The following is a 21,191-nucleotide window of genomic DNA, read 5'->3' on the forward strand; positions in this document are numbered from 1 at the left end:
TTAACATTAGTGTGTTTAGTAGCTTCGTATTTAAAGCTGTAACTGGAAAAAACTCCAATGTATCGCAATTGACATTAACAGCTTTACTTGGGTTGTTAGCAACACTAGAGATACCTGTAGCGGGCTACACTGACGCAATACTAAAAAGTAGCACTTATTGCTATGCTCAGGGCGATTTTAGCGAAAATATTTCTGATTATAATCGCTCGAATACTTGTTTTCATAAGTATTCGAGCGATCGCCAACCGATAAGGCTGGATGATAAACTCACCAGTTCACTGAGCTATTGGAGCTAAAATAGAGATTCATTAAACTAAACTTGGCAACCTCTAACTAGAAAGCCTTACTTTCTAGCAAGAGGCTTGCTTTTTCTTCAAAGTTGAGCCTACACCCAAAGCCCCAAATGCCAGGAAACCCAGCACAGAAGCAGGTTCAGGAACTTTGGATACCTGAATAGAACCAGAATTTTCATCTAGTGTTATTGATGTGCCTTGTTGATCGACATCTTGACGTAATGCCAAAGATTGGCCAACCGTTCCCTGAAAGAAGTATTCTCCGATGACACCCGTTCCTCCTCCTATATCAAAGGGACCAAACAATTTCTGAGTGGCAGTTTCAATTTTGAAACTGAAGAAATCAGATTGTGATACCCCAGAAGTAACGGTGTTATAAGTTCCCAGAGGATTATTAGATGGGTCTAAGAAAGAGACATTCAAGGATTGTAAAAAGTTGGTGGCTCCACTACCACTTTCTGAAATAATTGTCGGTGCTGTAGTCTCGTCGTAGCTGAATGAACCGACTGCGGAATAACCAGCATCTCCTAGCCAGTTAAAGTTGAAATCAATAGCTTGAGCAGGGTTGTTAGCACCAGCAGCGATCGCAACACTAAGTACAGCACTGGTTGCTGTGGTAGCAACGATTTGGGCAAAAATATTCCTCACTGTTATATCTTCAAGATTTATTTGCATGATGCAAATATCAGTGCATCAAACAACATTAACTTTACGATAGAAATAAATACAAGTAAATACTACATGGGAGGTTGAGGGAAATATAACATCTAGATGAAAACAAACACTTATTTTTTAAAGTTTTCGAGAAGATATTAAGTATATTTAACAAATCTAAGCTCAAATTTATCTATTTTGATGTGTGTAGCAAGGTTTATTACCTAAAAATCACGAGCGATCGCCTGAGAATAACTGATAAAGTTGAGCTACGCAAAGTTGAAAACAGTGACCTATGCCTGCGTTTCTATTAGAAGTTGGTACAGAAGAATTACCTGCAAGCTTTCTCAGTGATGCCTTAATACAGTGGCGAGAACGCATTCCCCAAAGTTTGGAAGCAAACAGCCTTCAGGGTGAAAGTGTCCAAGTGTACGGTACTCCCCGGCGTTTAGCGGTATTGATTAAAGGTCTACCATCGCAGCAAGCAGACCGAGAAGAAGAAATTAAAGGGCCTCCCGTCCAAGCTGCCTTTAAAGATAGTCAGCCGACAGCAGCAGCATTAGGCTTTGCCAAAAAGCAAGGTGTGGAACTAGATGCACTCTTCCTTCGCCCCACTGACAAAGGGGAATTTGTTTTTGTGCAAAAAAGAATTCCTGGCCGTCCTGTGGCGGAAATTCTGACAGAACTTGTTCAAGAGTGGATTTGGGGTTTAGAAGGTAAGCGGTTAATGCGTTGGGGAGATGGGGATGGGAGATTTTCTCGACCAATTCGCTGGCTGGTAGCTTTGTTAGATGAGACGGTGCTACCGTTGGAATTGGTGAATGGTTCTAAAACGATTCAGAGCGATCGCATTTCTCAAGGTCATCGCGTCTTACATCCTGAACCTGTGACAATTGCCCAAGCGAATGATTACGTTACCGCCCTCAAGTCTGCTTATGTCACCGTTGACCCACAAGAACGGGAAAACCTAATCAAAGAGCAAGTAAAGGCGGTAGCAAAAAGTTTAAGCGGGTATACAGTCATTTACCCCGATTTGTTAGCAGAAGTAACCAACCTTGTAGAATATCCTTCTACAGTTGTTGGTAAATTTGAACCAGAATTTTTGGAATTACCAACTGAAGTAATTACTGAAGTCATGGTAACTCATCAACGTTATTTCCCTGTATTCAAACCAGGTAGTTCTGAACAAGAATTATTGCCCAATTTCATCACCATTTCTAACGGCGATCCCAAAAAATCAGATATTGTTGCTGTTGGGAATGAAAGGGTAATTCGTGCCAGATTAGCTGATGGCAGATTTTTCTACGAAGCTGATTTAACTAAACCAATAGATAGCTTTTTACCCCAGTTAGAAAAAGTCACCTTCCAAGAAGAATTGGGTTCGGTGCGTACCAAGATAGATAGAGTGGTCAAGATTGCCGAGCAAATTAGCACTCAATTAAAATTAGCTGAAAATCAAAGCAAAAAAATCCAACGTGCTGCTTTATTGTGTAAAGCAGATTTGGTAACTCAAATGGTGTATGAATTCCCGGAATTACAAGGCATTATGGGAGAAAAATATGCCTTAGCGAGTGGTGAAGATGCCGAAGTTGCAAAGGCAATTTATCAGCATTATTTGCCAACGGGAGCGGGTGATATTTTACCTGAAAACCTCACAGGTCAAATTGTCGGTTTGGCAGATAGATTAGATACTTTAGTAAGTATCTTTGGTTTAGGTTTAATTCCCTCCGGTTCCTCTGACCCCTTCGCCTTGCGTCGTGCTGCTAATGCTGTAGTTAAAATTACTTGGTTTTATAATTTACCGATAAATTTAGATAGTTTATTGGCACAAATAGCAACAGATTTTGCAGAGAAATATCAAAAAGATCGGGCATTATTAACCACAGCATTACAAGAGTTTTTCTTACAACGCATCCGTACCTTATTGCAAGAAGAAAAACAGATTGATTACGACTTGGTAAATGCAGTTTTGGGAGAAAATGACCCAGAATACACAGAACGGACGTTAAAGGATTTATTGGATGTCCGCGATCGCGCCTTGTACTTACAACAAATCCGTAACGACAGTACTCTAGATAACATTTACGAAACTGTTAACCGTTCCACACGATTAGCCGCCCAAGGTGATTTGGATACAAAACAGCTAGAACCGACAACCGTAGTTCGTCCAGAATTATTCCAAAAGCCTTCTGAGACAGCCTTGTATAATGCTTTGATCGAATCAGTACCGCAAACTCAAACAGCACAGCAGACACGAAATTATCAACTGTTAGTAGCAGCATTAGCAAAAATTGCTCCGACAGTTAGTAACTTCTTTGATGGGCCAGATAGCGTATTAGTTATGGACTCCGATCCAGAAATTAAGCGGAATCGATTGCACTTACTGGGATTAGTTCGCAATCATGCTCGTGTTTTAGCTGACTTTGGTGCGATCGTCAAAAATCTGTAGCGTAGGTCAACAAAAAGTTGTGTAATTTTTGCCAAGAAACGCTACTATAGGGAGTGCTTAACCAGGGACTCTGCTGCAATCTATGTCCAAAGCTCATGTAATTGGATTGGGAAAGTCCGGTGTTGCTGCGGCGAGATTGTTGAAACGGGAAGGTTGGGAGGTAGAGCTGAGTGATAGCAACACCTCCAAAACCCTCCTACAACAACAACAAGAACTCGCTGCCGAGCAAATAACCGTTAAACTAGGCCAATCCCTAGAATTAAATGGTGATAATTTACCCCAATTAATAGTTGTTAGTCCTGGCGTGCCTTGGGATATTCCCGTATTAATTAAGGCACGCCAATTAGGTATTGAAACCATTGGGGAAATGGAACTCGCTTGGCGAAATTTGCGTTGGCGCAGCCAGCCGCAGGCATCGCTACCTTGGGTAGGAATCACAGGTACTAACGGTAAAACTACTACCACAGCTTTAATTGCTGCCATTTTTCAAGCAGCAGAATTAAATGCGCCCGCCTGCGGTAATATTGGCTACGCCGCTTGTGATGTTGCCCTATCTTATAGGGGACTGGGGACTGGGAACTGGGGACTGGGGGATCGGGGGATAGGTGAGAAAACTCCAATCCAAAATTGTATTGATTGGGTGATTGCGGAAGTTAGTAGCTATCAAATAGAATCTTCGAATTCCCTTGCACCCCGTATCGGTGTTTGGACAACTTTCACACCGGATCATCTTAGTCGCCATAAGACTTTAGAGAATTATTACAACATCAAAGCAAAGCTGTTGCGTCAGTCCGAATTGCAAGTGTTCAATGGCGATGATCCCTACTTGAGGCAACAAGGTTTAAGTGCTTGGCCTAATGCTTATTGGACAAGTGTTAAAGGAAAAGATTTCCTGATTAGCGAAAAAGGTTTTTACATTGAGGACGGCTGGGTTGTGGAAAAATTGACTGCAACCTCTGCACCAGAACCGATTGTGAAAGTATCTACTTTGCGGATGGTGGGAGAACATAACCAGCAAAATCTCTTGATGGCAGTAGCAACAGCACGATTAGCGGGAATTAATCGTGATGCGATCGCACGTGCTATTGTTGAATTCCCCGGCGTTCCTCATCGTTTGGAGCATATCTGCACTTGGGAAGGTATTGATTTCATCAACGACAGCAAAGCTACTAACTACGATGCAGCCGAAGTTGGTTTAGCATCTGTAAAAAGTCTAGCGATTTTAATTGCTGGTGGCGAAGCTAAAGCAGGTGATGATACTGGCTGGCTAGCACAAATTCAAACCAAAGCGGCTGCTGTGTTATTGATTGGCTCTGCTGCACCCGCATTTGCCCAACGCCTTCAAGAAGTAGGGTATTACTCTTACCACATTGTCGAAACTATGGAAAGAGCAATCCCCAAATCGGCGGAATTAGCCAAGGAGTATGAAGCGCCTGTAGTGTTGCTATCTCCAGCTTGCGCGAGTTTCGACCAATACCCCAATTTCGAGGTGCGGGGCGATGATTTCCGTCAGTTGTGCCTTGCTTGGGCGGGAGGAGCAAGGCTTCAATACAACTCGATTCTTTCATCTTCCCTATAATTCATTCACTGTGTGGCTTACAGTTACACAGTGAATGAATTATGTAAAATTATTAACACTTTTTGCATTAGTGGAAAATAATTATTTTACAAATTCAACCTCATGAGCGATGCTTGTAGGCTGAGGAATAGGTAAACCATCTTCTAAAATTCCTTCTAGATGAAATTCAATAGCTTCTGCAATCATTTACTTGACTTCTTCTAAAGTTTCACCCACAGCGACACAACCTGGTAAATCAGGGACATAAGCACTATAGCTCTGCAATCATTTACTTGACTTCTTCTAAAGTTTCACCCACAGCGACACAACCTGGTAAATCAGGGACATAAGCACTATAGCTAGTTTCTCCCTTTTCAATCACAACTGTATAACGCATTAGTCTTCCTCATTTTGGGAACATCTTAATTGCGTGCATTAACGAAGTGTAACGTACCTTTTTATTTGAAACACAGCCCAATCAAACCATTGGGGCAGTTGAGTTTTTCGCAATGCCTGTGATAGTTTAGAGAGAAATTGGCTCGAAAACGCTTCAAGGTAAGTCGCCAGCGTTAAGACTTTGCTATAAAAACAGCAAGGTTATTATTTATGTCTAGTGACCTCGTAGCGCGTGAAGACTTGAAAGTGCAAAATATGGTCAGCTAGACACAGTTTTGTCAAAAAAGATACTTTTGCAAACAGTGTGTTGATTTTTTCTCCCTCTTCAGAATCTCCAGATTTCTAAAGTGAAGAATCAAGCTTTTCCAGAGCTACATTCCCTCTGTCAACAGATAAAATTTATATATGAACGCTACACAAGAAAAACTAAAAGTTCAGCTTGAACAGGCAATATTTGCGGCTTTTGGCGCTGACTTCGCGGGAGTAGATCCAATTTTGGTTTCTGCTAGTAATCCTAAATTTGGTGATTATCAGGCGAATGTGGCTTTATCCCTGAGTAAAAAGTTAGGCAAGCAACCAAGAGCGATCGCAAGTGCGATCGTTGAGAAACTAGATGTATCCGAAATCTGCGAACCACCGGAAATTGCTGGGCCAGGATTTATCAATCTGAAACTGAAAACGGCATATCTAGAAGCACAACTGAATAAGATTCAAACCGATCCCCGGTTGGGAGTTACAGCCGCGAAAACGCCGAAGCGGGAAATTGTGGATTTTTCCAGTCCAAATATTGCCAAAGAAATGCACGTCGGACACCTGCGTTCTACGATTATTGGTGATTCCATCGCCCGGATTTTAGAATTTCAAGGACACGATGTACTGCGGTTAAATCATCTGGGTGATTGGGGTACGCAGTTTGGGATGTTAATTACTCATCTTCGTGAATTTGATTCTGAAAATAATTCCTTTTGGAATAGTCTATATTATGAGGCGAACAATCAACCGGGTTTCATTAACTCTCCCTCTATAAATATAGGAGACTTGGTTCAGTTTTACAGAGAAGCTAAGAAAAAATTTGATGAAGATGCTGATTTCCGAGAAAGATCACGTAAAGCAGTGGTAGAACTACAATCTAATGAGTTACCAGCAAAACACGCTTGGTTTTTTCTTTGCGAAGCTTCTCGAAAAGAATTTAAAGTAATTTATGAGTTGCTGGATATCAAGTTAACTGAACGGGGTGAATCTTTTTATAACTCCTTACTACCAAAAGTTGTGGAAGATTTAGAAAAATCTGGCTTACTGGTAGAAAATCAGGGGGCAAAATGCGTTTTTCTGGAAGGGTTTACAAATAGAGAAGGTGAACCTTTACCCTTGATTGTGCAAAAATCAGATGGCGGCTATAACTACGCCACAACTGATTTAGCATCCCTCCGTTACCGGATTCAGCAGGATGAAGCAAAGCGGATAATTTATGTAACCGATTCTGGACAAGGAAACCACTTTGCCCAATTTTTCCAGGTGGCACGCAAAGCCGGCTGGATTCCTGATGATGTGGAATTAGTCCATGTTCCTTTTGGGTTGGTATTAGGAGAAGACGGGAAGAAATTCAAAACTCGCTCTGGGGATACAGTGCGGTTGAGGGATTTATTAGATGAAGCTGTTTCTCGTGCCCATGCTGACCTAAAAACTAGATTACAAGAAGAAGAACGCCAAGAAAGTGAAGAATTCATTAATGAAGTTTCTAGAGTAGTTGGAATCAGTGCAGTTAAGTATGCAGACTTGAGCCAAAATCGCACCAGTAACTACATCTTCAGCTACGACAAAATGCTGGATTTTAAAGGTAATACTGCGCCCTATATGCTGTACGCTTATGCGCGGATTCAGGGTATTAGCCGCAAGGGTAATATTAACTTTAAAGAGTTAGGAAATAATGCTGTTTTGTTAGAGCATGAAACAGAATTAGCGCTGGCAAAATATTTACTTCAACTGGATGAAATTATTAGTAGTGTAGAGCAAGACTTGCTGCCCAATCGTTTATGTGAGTATTTGTACGAACTGAGTAAAAAGTTTAATCAGTTTTACGATCGCAATCAGGGAGTTCAGGTACTAGAGGCGGAGGAACCACAGCGTACATCCCGTTTAGTTTTATGTGATTTGACTGCTAGAACTCTGAAGTTGGGATTATCTTTGTTGGGAATTCAGGTGTTGGAGAGGATGTAATTTTTTTAACACAAAGGTAACCAAAGGTAATGCAAAGGTACGCAGAGTAAGAGTTAAGCTGGTTTTTTCATCAGAATTGCTGAAGTTGGAGGCGATCGCATCTGTGAGATTTTTTAAAATATTCACACTGGTATTAGCATAAAACATACTGATAAAAGACAGGCAGGATAAAAGGTGACAATCGAAATCTACGTCAGCACTGATATAGAGGCGGATGGCCCTATCCCTGGGCCCCATTCCATGCTCAGTCTTGCCTCAGCTGCGTATACCGCAGACAAACAATTGGTTGGGACTTTTACAGCTAATTTAGAAACCTTGCCAGGGGCCCAAGGACACCCCAAAACTATGAAATGGTGGGCAGAACAGCCAGATGCCTGGGCAGCTAGTCGAGCCGACCCCCAGCCCCCTCTAAAGGTCATGGAGTCTTACCACTCCTGGCTTGTGGCTTTACCAGGTAAACCGATCTTTGTTGGTTATCCAGCCGCCTATGACTTTATGTTTGTCTACTGGTACTTGATAAACTTTGTGGGCGATAGCCCCTTCAAATTTTCGGCATTGGATATCCGATCCTATGCAATGGCATTCTTGAAACAAAGCTACAACGAATCTGGCAAGGATAATCTACCTGCTGCATGGTTAGAAAATCTTCCATTGGCTCACATTGCCTTAGATGATGCCATTCAGCAAGGGAAGTTATTCTGTAATCTTTTGCAAGCGAATCTACAGCGTTAAGTAAGATAGCTATGCGATCGCACTTATAAGATTTTATAACAGATTTCCGATAACGACGAAGCCTGATTCATTGTTATCGGAAATCCCTTACTTTTTTGAGAAACCGAGGATCTTGCCCTATACCTGAGTACCTTCGATATAAGCCTTAATGGTGGGTAACGCCGTCATTTTCTCATAGAAGAAATTGTTGACTATTTTCATCACTTCCGCCTGGGCTACTTCTACTTCAGAACCAAGGGGAGTGCCAGATTCTTGGCGGCACAAACTACGATATAAGCGCAGCAAATGACGCACGATTTCTAACTCCTCTTCTCCCTCCAAGACCTTGACGGCTGCCACAATCAGTTCATCTGCCTGATTGAGAACACTATCGAGATCAAACACAGCGCTATTATCCCTAGCTTGTTGCACAGTTCCCATTAATGCGTGGACTTGGTAAAGTAGTGCCGTCGGTTCATCGAACAACTCACGCAGAAACGCTGCTTCCTCGTAACGCCCGTTCAGCCGAAAGATGTTGTACATCCGCTTGGCTGCTTTGCCGTAGTTAAGGTGTTTACCTTGTTTGACATATTTTTTGACTTCCTTTTCCAATACCGCCACATAATCATCCATGACATCGGCGGAGGCTTGCTTCACCAGTTTGGAAAAGATGGGAGCGGATTCAGCGTCTAGGTAAACTTCTTGAAAATAGCCGTCCAGATAACCGTCTAATGCTGTGATAGTTCCATCTGGTGCTTCCCAAGTAACATCTACCACGTTGCTGGCGTTGGACAATTGACTGCGTATTGTGTCAGCAACAACCCATTCCAGCTTACACCAAGACCAGTTAGGGTCTTGGGCTACGGCATCCCAGGTCAGCACCAGAGGGTTGCCCTCTAGGTCGCTTACCTCAATCTGACCGGCAATCACGTCATCGGGTTGCCAGTTAATTGGCGAACCAGCACGTCTGGTGTTTTCTCCCCGAACCACTTGTTGGGGGTAAGCACCAAAGTTCACATCGATTAACTGATAATTGGGGCCGGACATGGTGTTAAGCGCCTTGTCCCGAACCAGTTTGCTAAGAATCTGGGAGGCTTCGCTACGGGTAGGCGCAATGATATTCACTCGCTCGAAGTAGTCACAGTCTCCAGGATAAGTCTGAATCTTAGATTGAGCCGCAGAACCAGAGATTGCCAACGCGGTTTCTACAACACCAGGAATGTCCTCAAATTCGACGATTTTGCCGATGGCGCGAAACCGTGCCAGTTCTTGCGAGTCAAAATCCAACATGGTGACTTTGTGCCCAAAAGCACCTGTGTCTTTATCTACGACAATATCGCTGTCGCCTGTGGCCTCGGTGATGGAATTCATCCAACGTTCCAATTCTTGCTCATTGAGTTGAACTCCTAAGCGATTAGCTGATTCAACGATGCGGTTACGTGCATCTAGAGTTTAATCCTGTATTTTTGTCATAGTTTATTCATGATTTAATTTTGTGATTATAGCTTTATAGATGATTTCAAGAAAATGATTTTTTTGAGCGTTATTAAAGAACATTTATTGAATATTAAGTTTGATGAAATACGGTCTATGTCACAGTGATTGCATAAAATAAAAGCCGCTAATTCTCTCTATAGCAAGGTTTGCAATGCAAATATTTACTAAGGGCTTGTTGGATTTTGTTCTCTACTAAATAGTTTTTAAGAGAGAAAAATAGCTAGTAGGAGATGTCATGATATTCCAAATTCATCTTTTTTACTGACGAGTGTCATGTTAAATAAAGAATGTTCATAAATAGTCATTTCCAGAACAAGTAGTAGATAGTATGTACAAATAAAATTAACTATATTAAGGTCGTCATTTTTCCTTTTCCATTCTTAATTGCTAAGGGTTTTAAACATATTTACTTTTTGTAATATAGTTGTATTTATTTCCACTCACTTAGTTAGCGATCGCTAATTAAGTTATGTGCCAAAAACATTTATTCCGCTAAGATGTCGAGGCGGCGCTCAAAAGCATAAGGATGAACCCAAAAAAAGACCTACGCTGAAAGCACAGGTCTTTCGCTTTCAGAACGTTGTAAAATTCATTAGCAACGTAAAACGCTGATATGGTTAATTTAGTGGCTTCTGTGCCATGAATGCCAAAATAACAACCCAATTGCCAATCATATACTGACAACTATTGTTACTCCTATACCTAAAATACGATGCCTACGGCGGGCAAAGCCAACGCCAATATTCCCAATATTTAGTTGCACACCTAAATATCTAATGCCGCGACAAAAATTTTCTTTATATTATGTAAGGTTTTAGGAGAACTTTTCCCAGGATTGGGCAACTAATTGGCTCAACCAGCGACGTTGTTGCTGATCCAGCATTGGATCATCTGCTAGCAACTGAGCGGTTAATTCTTCCAAAGATTGACCCTCAGCGCGGACAATTTTAATGACTCCAGCGATCGCAGCTGCAACGAGTTCTTCATCAATTGGCTGTTGTCGCAGGGCAACAATTTCTTGGGGACTGTCTGGAATGGGATAATTCATGGCGTGGGTTTACAGAAATACAAAATGAACAATAAATTCAACAAATTTTTAAAATTTCTTTACTGAATCTTTACGAAACTAGTTGCGCGGAGTGTATCTTGCTTTGTGCCTTCATAAAATCTGTCTTAGTGAGTAGATTGATCGGAGATGTCAGGAAACGATGAGAGAAATCCTTTATTTAGAAGTTCCAACTCCAGATATAGAAACTGTGCGTAGCTGGCTACAAACAGATTTTGAACCTGGAAATGGAGAAAAAGTGCTTACTTCGGAAGGCTTTCGCCTCAAAATACCCAGTGCTAAGACACAAAATGGGGCGGCTCTTTCCGAAAACTCGCCTGTAGAACTTTCGGTATTTGTTTGGTCGGTGCAGCGAACTACCTATCTGAAAGTGTTTCGTTGGGCAGAACAACCCTTTCCCAGTGAGGGACAAATTCTGCAACGCCTAACCAAAGAAATCAGAAGCCGTTTTCCACATCATTATCCAGAACCACCAGCGATTGATTTATCCCAACAATCGATTTTTGCCGCTTTAGCCTCTGCTTACCCCCTCACCGTCAAGTATTTTCAGAAAATGCCCAACGGTGAATACGATCTAACACGTGCCTACTGGTGGGAAAAACGATGGCGCGAAGGAGTACGGAATCCTCAGCAGCCTCATCAGGTGGTGTTTTCCAGTCGAGGGGACTGGGGACTGGGGACTGGGGACTGGGGAAAAGGTAATCCCAATACCCAATCCCCAATCCCTAATCCCCAGTACGACATCATCTATATCGGCGGCGCACTAGGCGCGATTCATGCAGCATTGATGGCAAAACTAGGATATAAAGTCCTGCTGGTGGAACGAATGCCCTTTGGCCGGATGAACCGAGAATGGAATATTTCCCGCGATGAGATTCAAAGCTTGGTTAACCTGGGTTTAGTCACCCCCGCTGAGTTAGAAACCATCATTGCTAGGGAATACAAAGATGGATTCAATAAGTTTTTTGATGCGAACAATCCACCCAAATTGCGATCGCCCGTTTTACACACACCCACAGTCCTAAATTTAGGCTTAGATTCCGAAAAATGGCTCCTTATGTGTGGGCAAAAGCTGCAAGCGGCAGGCGGCGAAATCTGGGATGAAACAGAATTTATGCGTGCAGATATTGATATATCACAAGTTATGTTGCAAGTCAAGCACTTACCTAGTCAGGTTGAAAAACAAGTAAGTGGACGACTGCTAATAGATGCAATGGGAACTGCCTCACCCATCGCTTGGCAGTTAAATGGTGGTCGTGCCTTTGATAGCGTATGCCCAACAGTAGGAGCGGTAATTGAGAGCGGATTTGAGCCGGGAGTATGGGATTCGCAATACGGGGACGTTCTTTATAGTCATGGGGATATTTCGCGGGGAAGGCAGTTAATTTGGGAACTGTTTCCCGCCGCAGATGATGAATTGACGATTTATTTATTTCATTACCATGAAGTCAATGCTGAAAATCCTGGTTCCTTGCTAGAGATGTACGAGGACTTTTTCACGATTTTGCCAGAGTATCGCAGGTGCGATATGGACAAATTGGTGTGGAAGAAACCGACATTTGGGTATATACCGGGGCATTTTAGTGTAGGAAGTAGCGATCGCACAGTTGCCTTCGATCGATTGATTGCGATCGGTGATGCGGCATCACTCCAGTCTCCACTCGTCTTCACCGGTTTTGGTTCGCTAGTTCGCAACTTAGAGCGTTTAACAACACTGTTGGATACTGCTCTCAAACATGACTTGTTGAGTTTCCGCCACTTGAACCAAATTCGGGCTTACCAAAGCAATGTTTCCGTGACTTGGCTATTTTCCAAAGGTATGATGGTACCCACTGGGAAATTCTTACCACCCCAGCGCATTAACTCCATGCTCAACACCTTCTTTGGACTGTTAGCAGATGAACCCCAAGAAGTAGCAGATAACTTTATCAAAGATCGGTGTGATTGGTTAACCTTTAACCGCCTAGCACTCAAAGCCGCTAGGAAAAATCCTGCCTTACTTTTATGGATTTGGGAATTAGCTGGGCCTAGAGATTTAATGCGATGGCTTGGTAGTTATTTCAATTTCGGTCGTCATGCTCTCGTTAGCGCTTTGCTAAGTCAGTGGTTTGGGCACTTATTAAACCGGGTAGGTTTTTGGCTAGAACCCCGAAATCCTGGCTTGTGGCTGTGGCTATTGGCGATTAATTATGCGATCGCCACAGGCAAACCGCGATCGCGCTCTCAAGTAGCAAAAGCCAACCCAGAAGCCATAATTCCAAAGTCAGAAGCAAGGATTCTCAATTAGTTATTGGGAATGGGGCATTCAGACGCGATGAATCGCGTCTCTACTCCTAACTTTTGTACAGACGCGATTCATCGCGTCTCTCTTTACTATTGACCTTTGGGGCGAAAATTCGGTAGTTCCACAGATGCCAACGACTTACGCCCCTTTGGTGGACGTTGGGGATAAACCACGGGTGAAGGTGAATTCCCGTCATTGGTGTTATCACCTAATGACTCTGAGGAAAAATCATTTTCTGACAATTCCAACTGTGACAATTGAGAAACTTCTGACCAGTAATCTTCAGTTGCTCCAACAGGCGGCTCAGTGTGGAAGGAGGTAGAAGACATCAGTAAGTTATTAGCTGGTGAAAGTACAGAATCTGTCGTCCAAGAAGTGGAGGTAGTTACAGGGGGATTAATTTCTGCCTCTACCTCCTTCTCCCGTGGATTTTCTGCATCCTCATCGTCTTCTAATATTGTTGCTAAAGTCTCCCAGACAGGGGCATTATTACCATCCGCATCTGTTTTTGCAGTAGGCGGTGGTGATGCTGATGGAGGCTGAGAAGTGAAAAACATTTGGATGAGACTATCTAATTGCTGATCTAAATTGGATGACCCCGAAGTTGAAACAGCTTCAGGTGTATCTGGAGAATCGTCAATTTTTGGAGAGGGGACAGGAGGTTCTGCTGATTTTGGGGGATTTTGCTTAACTGACCAGTTCCAAGAAGATGGTGGCGGTGAAGTCGGTTCAGTTCTTTGGAATGGGATTGGTGCTGACGGTTCACTCCAAGAATCATCTTCATTTTCAGTCAATGATTCTGATTCTGCTGACCAAGGTTGAATTGGCTGGGCATTAGGAAACAAAGACCGAGCTTTTCTAGAAAATCTTCCTTGGCTACTAGTTATGTCTTTGGGATGCTTTGCAGTATCTTCTAAGGAGTCATAGCTAGGAACCGATGTATCTAGACATTTTTCCAGAGCCGCTTTAAATTGCAGCGTCTGACGTTGTTGTCGCATCAGTCTAGTACGTAACTCCCGACAAACAGTTTCTGACTGCAATAACTGCTCAGACTGTTCGCTGTTATTAGTGTGTAACAACGTACATTCTCGCTCTAGCTGGGCAAGGCGTTGCTGGCTAATTTGTAGCTGTGCTTCATAACTATCAGTGAAAATTTCCTGACGTTGAATAGTTTGTACAGCAATTTCTAATTGTTGAAATAAAGATTTTATCTGTTCTTGAGCCGCAGCTAGTTCCTGAGTATGTTGGTTGAGCATCGACTCGGTAACGCTAGAGCGCGTTTTCTGCCACTGCAAAACCTTTTCAGACTCAGCTAGATTGTCTCTTAGCTGCTCTACTTGTTCATACAAGTTATTGTTAGCTGCACGCAATTCTTCGTTCAATGCCAGCAGGTTCTGAAATTCTGAATCAATAAGTGCTTGCTTGCCGATTTCCGGTTCTGCAACCCAGTCCTGCTGGGTGGTATCTTTTGAAAATTGTCTATCTTCAGCCGGCATGAGGAGTGGCAGTTGTTTAACTGCCATATTCTCATTAGGCACAACTGAGTAAAAGGGACAACTCGCCTGCTCTGATTGTGGCGAATTAGCAGAATTTAGGGATTCCATCACAGCCCCCTTATTTGAGGTGTCAGCTTCATTCATCACTCTTGACCCACCTGCCTAAAAATATCAGCAGTGCTGGCATTAGCATTGCTTATCAACCTTGTCTAATCAGGGTTTGCTCTAGAAGCTAAGTTTAACTCTCTCCAGGCACCAGCAATTAATCATCAATTGGTGTTCCCTATTTTGGATCTAGACTGATGCCGTTATAACACTATGATGCTCGTCCCCGTCAAGAAGAGGCAGGGGGAACGGGGCAGGGAGCAGGGGAGATTAAAGCAGTGGTGCCTCTGTCCTAAGGAAGTTTTTTACATGAAAAAACTGCCTCAGATTATATTTTATTTTTTATAATCGCATCTATCTTAAGGTTTAAATTTAAAATGTCTTCTTTAACACATTTTTATACTGACTTATTTATTACTTAGGATAGATGTCAGTACAAGTATCTACTATTCGATGATAATTCTGTTATTTTAAGTGATCGCTATTTAATGTCAGCAAACAACTAAGAGCTTCTGCTCAGAGTAAAATGTTAAGAAAACCTGACAAATACGCATAAACACGTACAAAATGATATAAAAGAAGTAACACTTAAAATAAGTAAATTGATAAAACTTTTTTAAAGAATAATCTCAACTTAGTACGGGCTTTTTTCTCGTTAAATATAGTCACAGCAAGCAACCTCAGTCTTAGCGAGAAAAGGCTTTTTCTATCAATTTGCCTTCAATATATCAAGTTTGTTTAATGACTACAATAAAATTGTTTAAAGTATACTTGACTACTTATAATTATTTTTTACATTGTATTTTAATTAACAGTAAGATTATTTTATTTCAGTTTTAATACGGATACACTTTTTAATTGATTTATTAAAGAATAATTGAAATAACCGAGTTTTCTACTAGCAATAAAGTAATTATAAAGACCATAATTACTAGCGATTAATGTGAGATTAAGTTGGAGAAAGCGGTGTGGTAGCTAGGCTTATCCAAAAATTCCAAGTTTAAAATAGGGTGCTAAAGATGACCGATATACTTGCAATAGGTGTAAATATAAAGCAAGAAGCTGTCCAATTACCGCTAGTTGCAGAAAATTTTGACAGCTTTTGGGACAAAGAAATTAGACCGTTATTCACAGATGAGTCTCTATCTTTTCGAGTGAAGACTCTGAAGGGAAACTATGTAAATTACGTCAACTTGGATAATGGAGCTACAACCACTCCCTTTACAACCCTCAAGCAGCATGTAGACGAGATGCTTGACACTTATGGCAGCGTGCATAGAGGTTCTGGGCAAAAGTCCATCATCACTACACGAGAATATGACGCTAGCCGGAACGTGATTCGAGACTTTGTGGGGTCATCTTCAGACAATTATGTAATCTTTGCGAAGAATACAACAGAAGCAATTAATGGAGCCGCCACACTTTGGGCAAAAAAACCTGGGAAAATCTTAGTTTCTGATATTGAGCATTCATCAAACCTGCTCCCTTGGGTTACTAGAGACGAAGTTGTGCAATACAGAACCCAGCCAGATGGAAGTGTAAGTGTCGCAGAAATTGAAGATATCTTCAAGGCACACCAAAATCTTCCTGAAGCCGAGCAAATTAAGTTAGTAACTATTACAGGTGCTTCAACAATTACAGGTTATAGACCCCCAATTTACGAAATCGCAGCTTTAGCACATCGGTATGGAGCTAAGATTTTTGCCGACGTGTGTCAGTTAATTCAGCATGAACGAGTAGATATGCGTCCTGATGATGACCCATGTCATTTAGATTTTGTAGCTTTCTCTGGACACAAGATGTATGCACCTTATGGAACTGGGGTTTTGCTGGGGCCAAAGGAATTTTTTGATAGTTCTTACCCTTATCAAATTGGTGGTGGGAACCTGCCTTATATCACCAGAAATCTAGAGATCAAGCGTTTTTACACAGAACGGGCCCATGACCCTGGAACACCAAACGCAATGGGTGCGATCGCCATTGCCAAGGCGATTGAAATTATCGAAGCAGTAGGGCGCGATCGCATTGCTAAGTATGAACACTCTCTAGTTGAATTCACATATACAAGGCTTGGGCTAATTCCTGGAGTTAAACTACATATCCCAGGAGATAATTTAGCCCATGTTATTCCCTTTGATATTGATGGGTTTGATGGACGCTTAGTAGCAGAAATTCTGGCACAAGAATACGGCATTGGAGTTAGGGCTGGGGCTTTCTGCACTTATGAATACATTCGCAAACTCAAGAATATTTCGGATGAGCGAGACCACGAGATTGCTCAAGAAGTAGACAGAGGAATTACGCGCAATATTCCTAGTATTATCCGCGCTAGCTTTGCAGTATATAATACATTAGAAGACTGCGATCGCTTTATTGATGCGATCGCTCAAATAGCTAAAAACGGATTTGCTCACTATTTGCCCAACTACACACAAGATGAAATAACTGGTGTTTGGACAGCGATAAACAGCTAGTCTCTTCAGGGCATGAATAAGAGGCAGAGGGGCAGGGGGAATGGTGCAGAGGAGAGAAATTTTCTGCCTGCTCCCCACTCCCTTATCTTTGTGTTTTGAATTACGAATTACAAATTATAAGGGGGTAATAGCTTGAGCGATGAAAACCTCTTAGACCAAGAGGATTATCTACAGGCACGGGTTGATGAGTGCATCTGGCAAAAAAGCACAGATGCAGGTATTTCGCGCCAGCGCTTTCTGAAAATACTAGCCACGATGGTTGGTGCAACAGCCATTGGGGGTTTAGCTAAACCTGCGCCTGCTCACAGTCAGGCAGCTGTTAAAACTAAAGGCAGTAAAATACTTAAACCATTGCCACAAGGGTATATATCTCATAGCAAAGGCACGCTAGAGATGAACTGGGAAGCGATGTATGGGCGTGGTTATTTAGTACCAAACGATTGGTTCTATGTTCACAACCGCAGTACACCTCCGCCTTTTGACCCATCTATATGGCGTTTGCAAATTCATGGCACTGGCGTTTCTGCTCCCTGTGAGTTCACTTACGATGAAATCATCGCTATGCCTTCCATCTCGGTAACATGTGCCATTGAGTGTGCTGCTAATGGTCGGCGCTTCTTTGAAGAGGCTTACAACAAACCACTCACTGGAACCCGATGGAGGCTTGGGGCCATTGGTGTGGCTGAATGGACTGGTGTACCACTGAGCATATTATTAGAACGGGCTGGATTGAAATCTACAGCGAAAGATGTACTCGTTGAAGGTGCAGATTTTGATTCGCTGGATTCAAAGGAGACGAATAAATCCAAATTCAGTAATGTAGTTCCCATTGCCAAAGCATTAGCAGATAACTCCCTCGTCGTCTATGCAATGAACGGAGAACCATTACCTCCAGATCATGGCCAGCCATGCCGTGCCTTATTCCCTGGTTGGGGAGGAAACGCCAACGTTAAATGGATTGAGCGGATTGAGGTTTCTGAAACACCGATATATACCCAGTGGGTAACGGAGCAGATGGTACTGGTTGGTGCAGATTACCCAGCGATCGCACCATATAAAGGTAAGCTGATTACTTATCAAAATGTTAAAAGCGCTTTTGAGTTGGCTTGGCCCGCTACGCTTTCGGCTAAAACACATCTACTACGCGGACGTTCTTGGTCCGGGAAAGGAAAAATTGTCCGTGTAGAAGTTAGTCTAGATGGCGGTAAAACTTGGCAGTTTGCACGACTGAGAGAACCAAACTTTCCATTTGCATGGACACGGTGGGACATTGAATGGAACCCAGTTCCTGGTGAATATTTTATCCAAGCTCGTGCTACTGACAATTTAGGTAATACACAACCTATTACAGTTCCGTGGAATGATTCTGGATTGCTCTACGGAGGCGTTGTTAGCCATCCAGTGACAGTACAGGGATGAGGGGGAGCAGGGGGCAGGCTTGCCGTGAGCGTAGCCGAACGGGGGCAGAGGGGCAGGGAGAAGGGGGAACAGGGGGAGATAAGGAAGACAAGGGGAGAAGTAATCATCATGCCCAATGCCCAATTCCCACTTAGCACTATTAGTTTTCTAGAAAAATACCTATTTATGATTGATTTTAGTTGGTTGATTTTAGTAACAGGGGGTTTAATATCTGGAGTCATAGCCGGACTTTTAGGAATAGGTGGCGGTATTATCACAATTCCTCTTTTAGTCACACTAGGTTATACTCCCGTTCAGGCGATCGCTACTAGTAGCCTTGCTATTGTGATTACTTCTATTTCTGGAAGTTTGCAGAATTGGTCGATGGGATACTTTGACTTTAAACGAGTAATTTATTTAGGAATTCCAGCTTTTTTAACAACTGGAATAGGTGTATATTTTGCCAACAAAATTCCATCTTATATAATACTCTTTACATTTGGCATAATACTACTCGCTAATATCTATTTGATTGAACTTCGTAAGGAATTAGCCATCAATCAAAAAGAAAATACAGCCCCAGTATTTAACCCATTAGTTTCTAAAATTGGCACTGGGGGAGCAGCAGGAATTTTAGCAGGTTTATTTGGCTTAGGTGGCGGTACGATTATGGTGCCACTACAAATGTTGCTACTAGGAGAAGAAATTAAAGTAGCAATTCAGACTAGTTTGGGTGTAATTGTTATCACTGCTTTAGCTGCCTGCACAGGACATACATTAGAGGGAAATATTCTATTTACTCAAGGTCTAGTTTTGGGATGTGGTGGTCTTTTAGGCGTTCAGATGAGTACTCGCACATTACCAAAACTGCCAGATTATACTGTAAGTTTAGTGCTTCGTATCTTCTTAGGCACATTATCAATCTATCTTTTTTGGGAAGCTTGGATAAATTATCAACAAATAATTTAGTAATTTGTAATCAAGTTAGTAAACCATCTTAACTTCTTAACTCTGTATTGGATATAGCATTAGACATCTCCAGAAATTAAATATGCGTTATTCAGAACCCTTGTAGAGACGCGAAATTTTACTTCGTCCCGCTACGCTAACGCATCTCTACATTCTTTTTCGAAGATGTCTAATATTTTTAATCTGTCTATATAGTGTTATTTTTCGTATCAAACTAATTTTTAATTTCCCTGATTAACGGAGGTATATATTTCATTTTTTTGTTCTATCTGTCAAAAATATTATCTACTATGTTGAGCTAATCTGAATGATTTTGGATATCAAAAGTTACTAATTTTATACTAACTGCATAGCGTACTAAGCCTACAACATCATAAATATTAAGCCGTTTCATCAAATGCACTCGGTGTGCTTCGACCGTTTTAGTACTGATGCTTAATAACTCTGCAATCTCTTTTGTGGAATAACCTTCTGCAATGAATTTTAGGATTTCAATCTGGCGCGATGTTAATAAAGAACTAGGCTTGTTGTTAGTAAAAATGTATTCCTCTTTTGTTGGTAATTCTGACTCTGTTTTGTGGGGTTTTGTAATTTCTAATTTTAATTCATCATTCACTAAACCAAGTTTTGTAGTATACTTTTTAACCTTAACTTTTAATTCCTCATACGCTTTAACTAACACTAACTCTGCTTGTTTATTTCTAATAATATTGAGTGCTGTTTGAATAGTAACATAGAGGTCTTGTTGACTAATAGGTTTTAGAATATATCCACAAGTAAATGTTAGTGTTGCCCTTTCTACAGTACTTTTGTCAGAGTATGCTGTAATATAAATAAAAGGTATTTGGAGACAATTCCAAATTTCTCTCGCAGCTTGAATACCATCCATTTCACCCCGTAATTTAATATCCATTAAAACTAAATCAGGGCGAAGCTCAGTTGCTTTCTCAATTGCTGTTTCTCCTGAATCTACAATATCTACAACAGTGTATCCGAGCCACTCTACATTTTCTTTTAAATTCATTGCAAGGATAAATTCATCTTCTACAATAAGAATCCGATGAATGTTTGTTATAAAAGTGTCCATAAGGCTATTGGCTGACTATATATTTAGTATCCGTTTTTACAGACTTTCATTCAATAATTTATTTTGCAAACAATCGAAATCTCTACAACTACTATTGCTCCAATGCAAATCAGCATTATGTTCCTTCTCTCATCTGATTGCGATAGCATAAACTTTGCTTGTTACTGCTAATCAACTGTGGTACTTTTACTGATTGTGCATATAAAATTATATAAAGTTCATTATTATATCCGTGAAAATACAGGATGTGACATCCTGTTAGAAGAGATAAAAGACTACTTTAAATCTTTTTCTTCTACTGGTAGTCTGCGATCGCTTGTTGTATGAATCTGGGAACCTTATGGCTTTTAAAGCCTAATCTATCATTATTTTCTGATAATTAGGAAAATCCTTAAATTATTTAAGGATTTTCCTGATTGTACTTTTTTTGTATTGCAGTTAATGTTGTAAAACACTGCAAAAATAATATCTTATTACGTCAATTTATAATGTGAATCACTTTTAACAAGCTTTTATAATCGTGGCTCCTCAATTTCC

General features: G+C 41.4%; 15 protein-coding genes and 1 pseudogene. 10 read left to right on the forward strand and 6 right to left on the reverse strand.

Annotated features, from left to right (window positions below; translation table 11 throughout):
* Positions 1–68 precede the first annotated feature (68 nt).
* Positions 69–296, forward strand: a complete 228-nt coding sequence (locus FBB35_RS28370; RefSeq protein WP_174712415.1) for a hypothetical protein — start codon at positions 69–71, stop codon at positions 294–296.
* A gap of 54 nt (positions 297–350) precedes the next feature.
* Here the strand turns inward: FBB35_RS28370 and FBB35_RS28375 are convergent, their stop codons facing one another.
* Positions 351–968: a PEP-CTERM sorting domain-containing protein gene (locus FBB35_RS28375; RefSeq protein ID WP_254625714.1), complete on the reverse strand. Its 618-nt coding sequence runs from the start codon at positions 966–968 to the stop codon at positions 351–353.
* Positions 969–1,242: 274 nt separating this feature from the next.
* Here FBB35_RS28375 and glyS point away from each other — a divergent pair, with 274 nt between their 5' ends.
* Together glyS and murD are read left to right on the forward strand one after the other, a co-directional pair.
* A complete protein-coding gene (gene glyS / locus FBB35_RS28380) occupies positions 1,243–3,396 on the forward strand; it encodes a glycine--tRNA ligase subunit beta (protein ID WP_174712416.1) in 2,154 nt (717 codons plus the stop codon).
* Positions 3,397–3,478: 82 nt separating this feature from the next.
* Positions 3,479–4,975: a UDP-N-acetylmuramoyl-L-alanine--D-glutamate ligase gene (gene murD / locus FBB35_RS28385; RefSeq protein ID WP_174712417.1), complete on the forward strand. Its 1,497-nt coding sequence runs from the start codon at positions 3,479–3,481 to the stop codon at positions 4,973–4,975.
* 268 nt (positions 4,976–5,243) lie between these two features.
* Here murD and FBB35_RS28395 read toward each other — a convergent pair whose 3' ends face one another.
* Positions 5,244–5,351, reverse strand: a complete 108-nt coding sequence (locus FBB35_RS28395; RefSeq protein WP_174712418.1) for a type II toxin-antitoxin system HicB family antitoxin — start codon at positions 5,349–5,351, stop codon at positions 5,244–5,246.
* 125 nt (positions 5,352–5,476) lie between these two features.
* On the opposite strand from FBB35_RS28395, the pseudogene FBB35_RS35165 reads away from it, so the two are divergent.
* The 3 genes and pseudogenes from FBB35_RS35165 to FBB35_RS28405 all read left to right on the forward strand — a co-directional run.
* Positions 5,477–5,611 (forward strand): annotated as a pseudogene (locus FBB35_RS35165) (RNA-guided endonuclease TnpB family protein); the annotation flags it as partial.
* A gap of 144 nt (positions 5,612–5,755) precedes the next feature.
* The gene (gene argS / locus FBB35_RS28400; protein ID WP_174712419.1) at positions 5,756–7,567 is read left to right on the forward strand and encodes an arginine--tRNA ligase; all 1,812 of its coding nucleotides are present in this window, start codon (positions 5,756–5,758) and stop codon (positions 7,565–7,567) included.
* Between the two features lie 174 nt (positions 7,568–7,741).
* Positions 7,742–8,299 carry an exonuclease gene (locus FBB35_RS28405; protein WP_174712420.1) on the forward strand — a complete coding sequence of 186 codons (558 nt, stop codon included), beginning with the start codon at positions 7,742–7,744 and terminating at the stop codon, positions 8,297–8,299.
* A gap of 117 nt (positions 8,300–8,416) precedes the next feature.
* Here FBB35_RS28405 and FBB35_RS28410 read toward each other — a convergent pair whose 3' ends face one another.
* Both FBB35_RS28410 and FBB35_RS28415 read right to left on the reverse strand, forming a co-directional pair.
* Entirely contained in the window at positions 8,417–9,649 is a 1,233-nt protein-coding gene (locus tag FBB35_RS28410; protein ID WP_254625715.1) for a hypothetical protein, read from the reverse strand.
* A gap of 940 nt (positions 9,650–10,589) precedes the next feature.
* Positions 10,590–10,823, reverse strand: coding sequence for a hypothetical protein (locus tag FBB35_RS28415; RefSeq protein WP_174712421.1), 234 nt, complete (start codon positions 10,821–10,823; stop codon positions 10,590–10,592).
* Positions 10,824–10,983: 160 nt separating this feature from the next.
* Here FBB35_RS28415 and FBB35_RS28420 point away from each other — a divergent pair, with 160 nt between their 5' ends.
* On the forward strand, positions 10,984–13,128 hold the full coding sequence (locus FBB35_RS28420) for an NAD(P)/FAD-dependent oxidoreductase (RefSeq protein ID WP_174712422.1): 2,145 nt from the start codon (positions 10,984–10,986) through the stop codon (positions 13,126–13,128).
* 86 nt (positions 13,129–13,214) lie between these two features.
* On the opposite strand, the gene FBB35_RS28425 is transcribed toward FBB35_RS28420, so the two are convergent.
* Positions 13,215–14,765, reverse strand: a complete 1,551-nt coding sequence (locus FBB35_RS28425; protein ID WP_174712423.1) for a hypothetical protein — start codon at positions 14,763–14,765, stop codon at positions 13,215–13,217.
* Between the two features lie 980 nt (positions 14,766–15,745).
* Between FBB35_RS28425 and FBB35_RS28430 the strand changes: the two genes are divergently transcribed.
* From FBB35_RS28430 to FBB35_RS28440, 3 genes are all read left to right on the forward strand, one after another.
* Positions 15,746–17,200, forward strand: coding sequence for an aminotransferase class V-fold PLP-dependent enzyme (locus FBB35_RS28430; protein WP_174712424.1), 1,455 nt, complete (start codon positions 15,746–15,748; stop codon positions 17,198–17,200).
* Positions 17,201–17,332: 132 nt separating this feature from the next.
* A complete protein-coding gene (locus tag FBB35_RS28435; protein WP_174712425.1) occupies positions 17,333–18,619 on the forward strand; it encodes a sulfite oxidase in 1,287 nt (428 codons plus the stop codon).
* Between the two features lie 165 nt (positions 18,620–18,784).
* Positions 18,785–19,567, forward strand: a complete 783-nt coding sequence (locus FBB35_RS28440) for a sulfite exporter TauE/SafE family protein (protein ID WP_174713802.1) — start codon at positions 18,785–18,787, stop codon at positions 19,565–19,567.
* Positions 19,568–19,865: 298 nt separating this feature from the next.
* Here the strand turns inward: FBB35_RS28440 and FBB35_RS28445 are convergent, their stop codons facing one another.
* Positions 19,866–20,654, reverse strand: coding sequence for a response regulator (locus FBB35_RS28445; RefSeq protein WP_217481680.1), 789 nt, complete (start codon positions 20,652–20,654; stop codon positions 19,866–19,868).
* Between the last annotated feature and the right edge of the window lie 537 nt (positions 20,655–21,191).

It is taken from the genome of Nostoc sp. TCL240-02, assembly GCF_013343235.1.
Lineage (GTDB): Bacteria > Cyanobacteriota > Cyanobacteriia > Cyanobacteriales > Nostocaceae > Nostoc.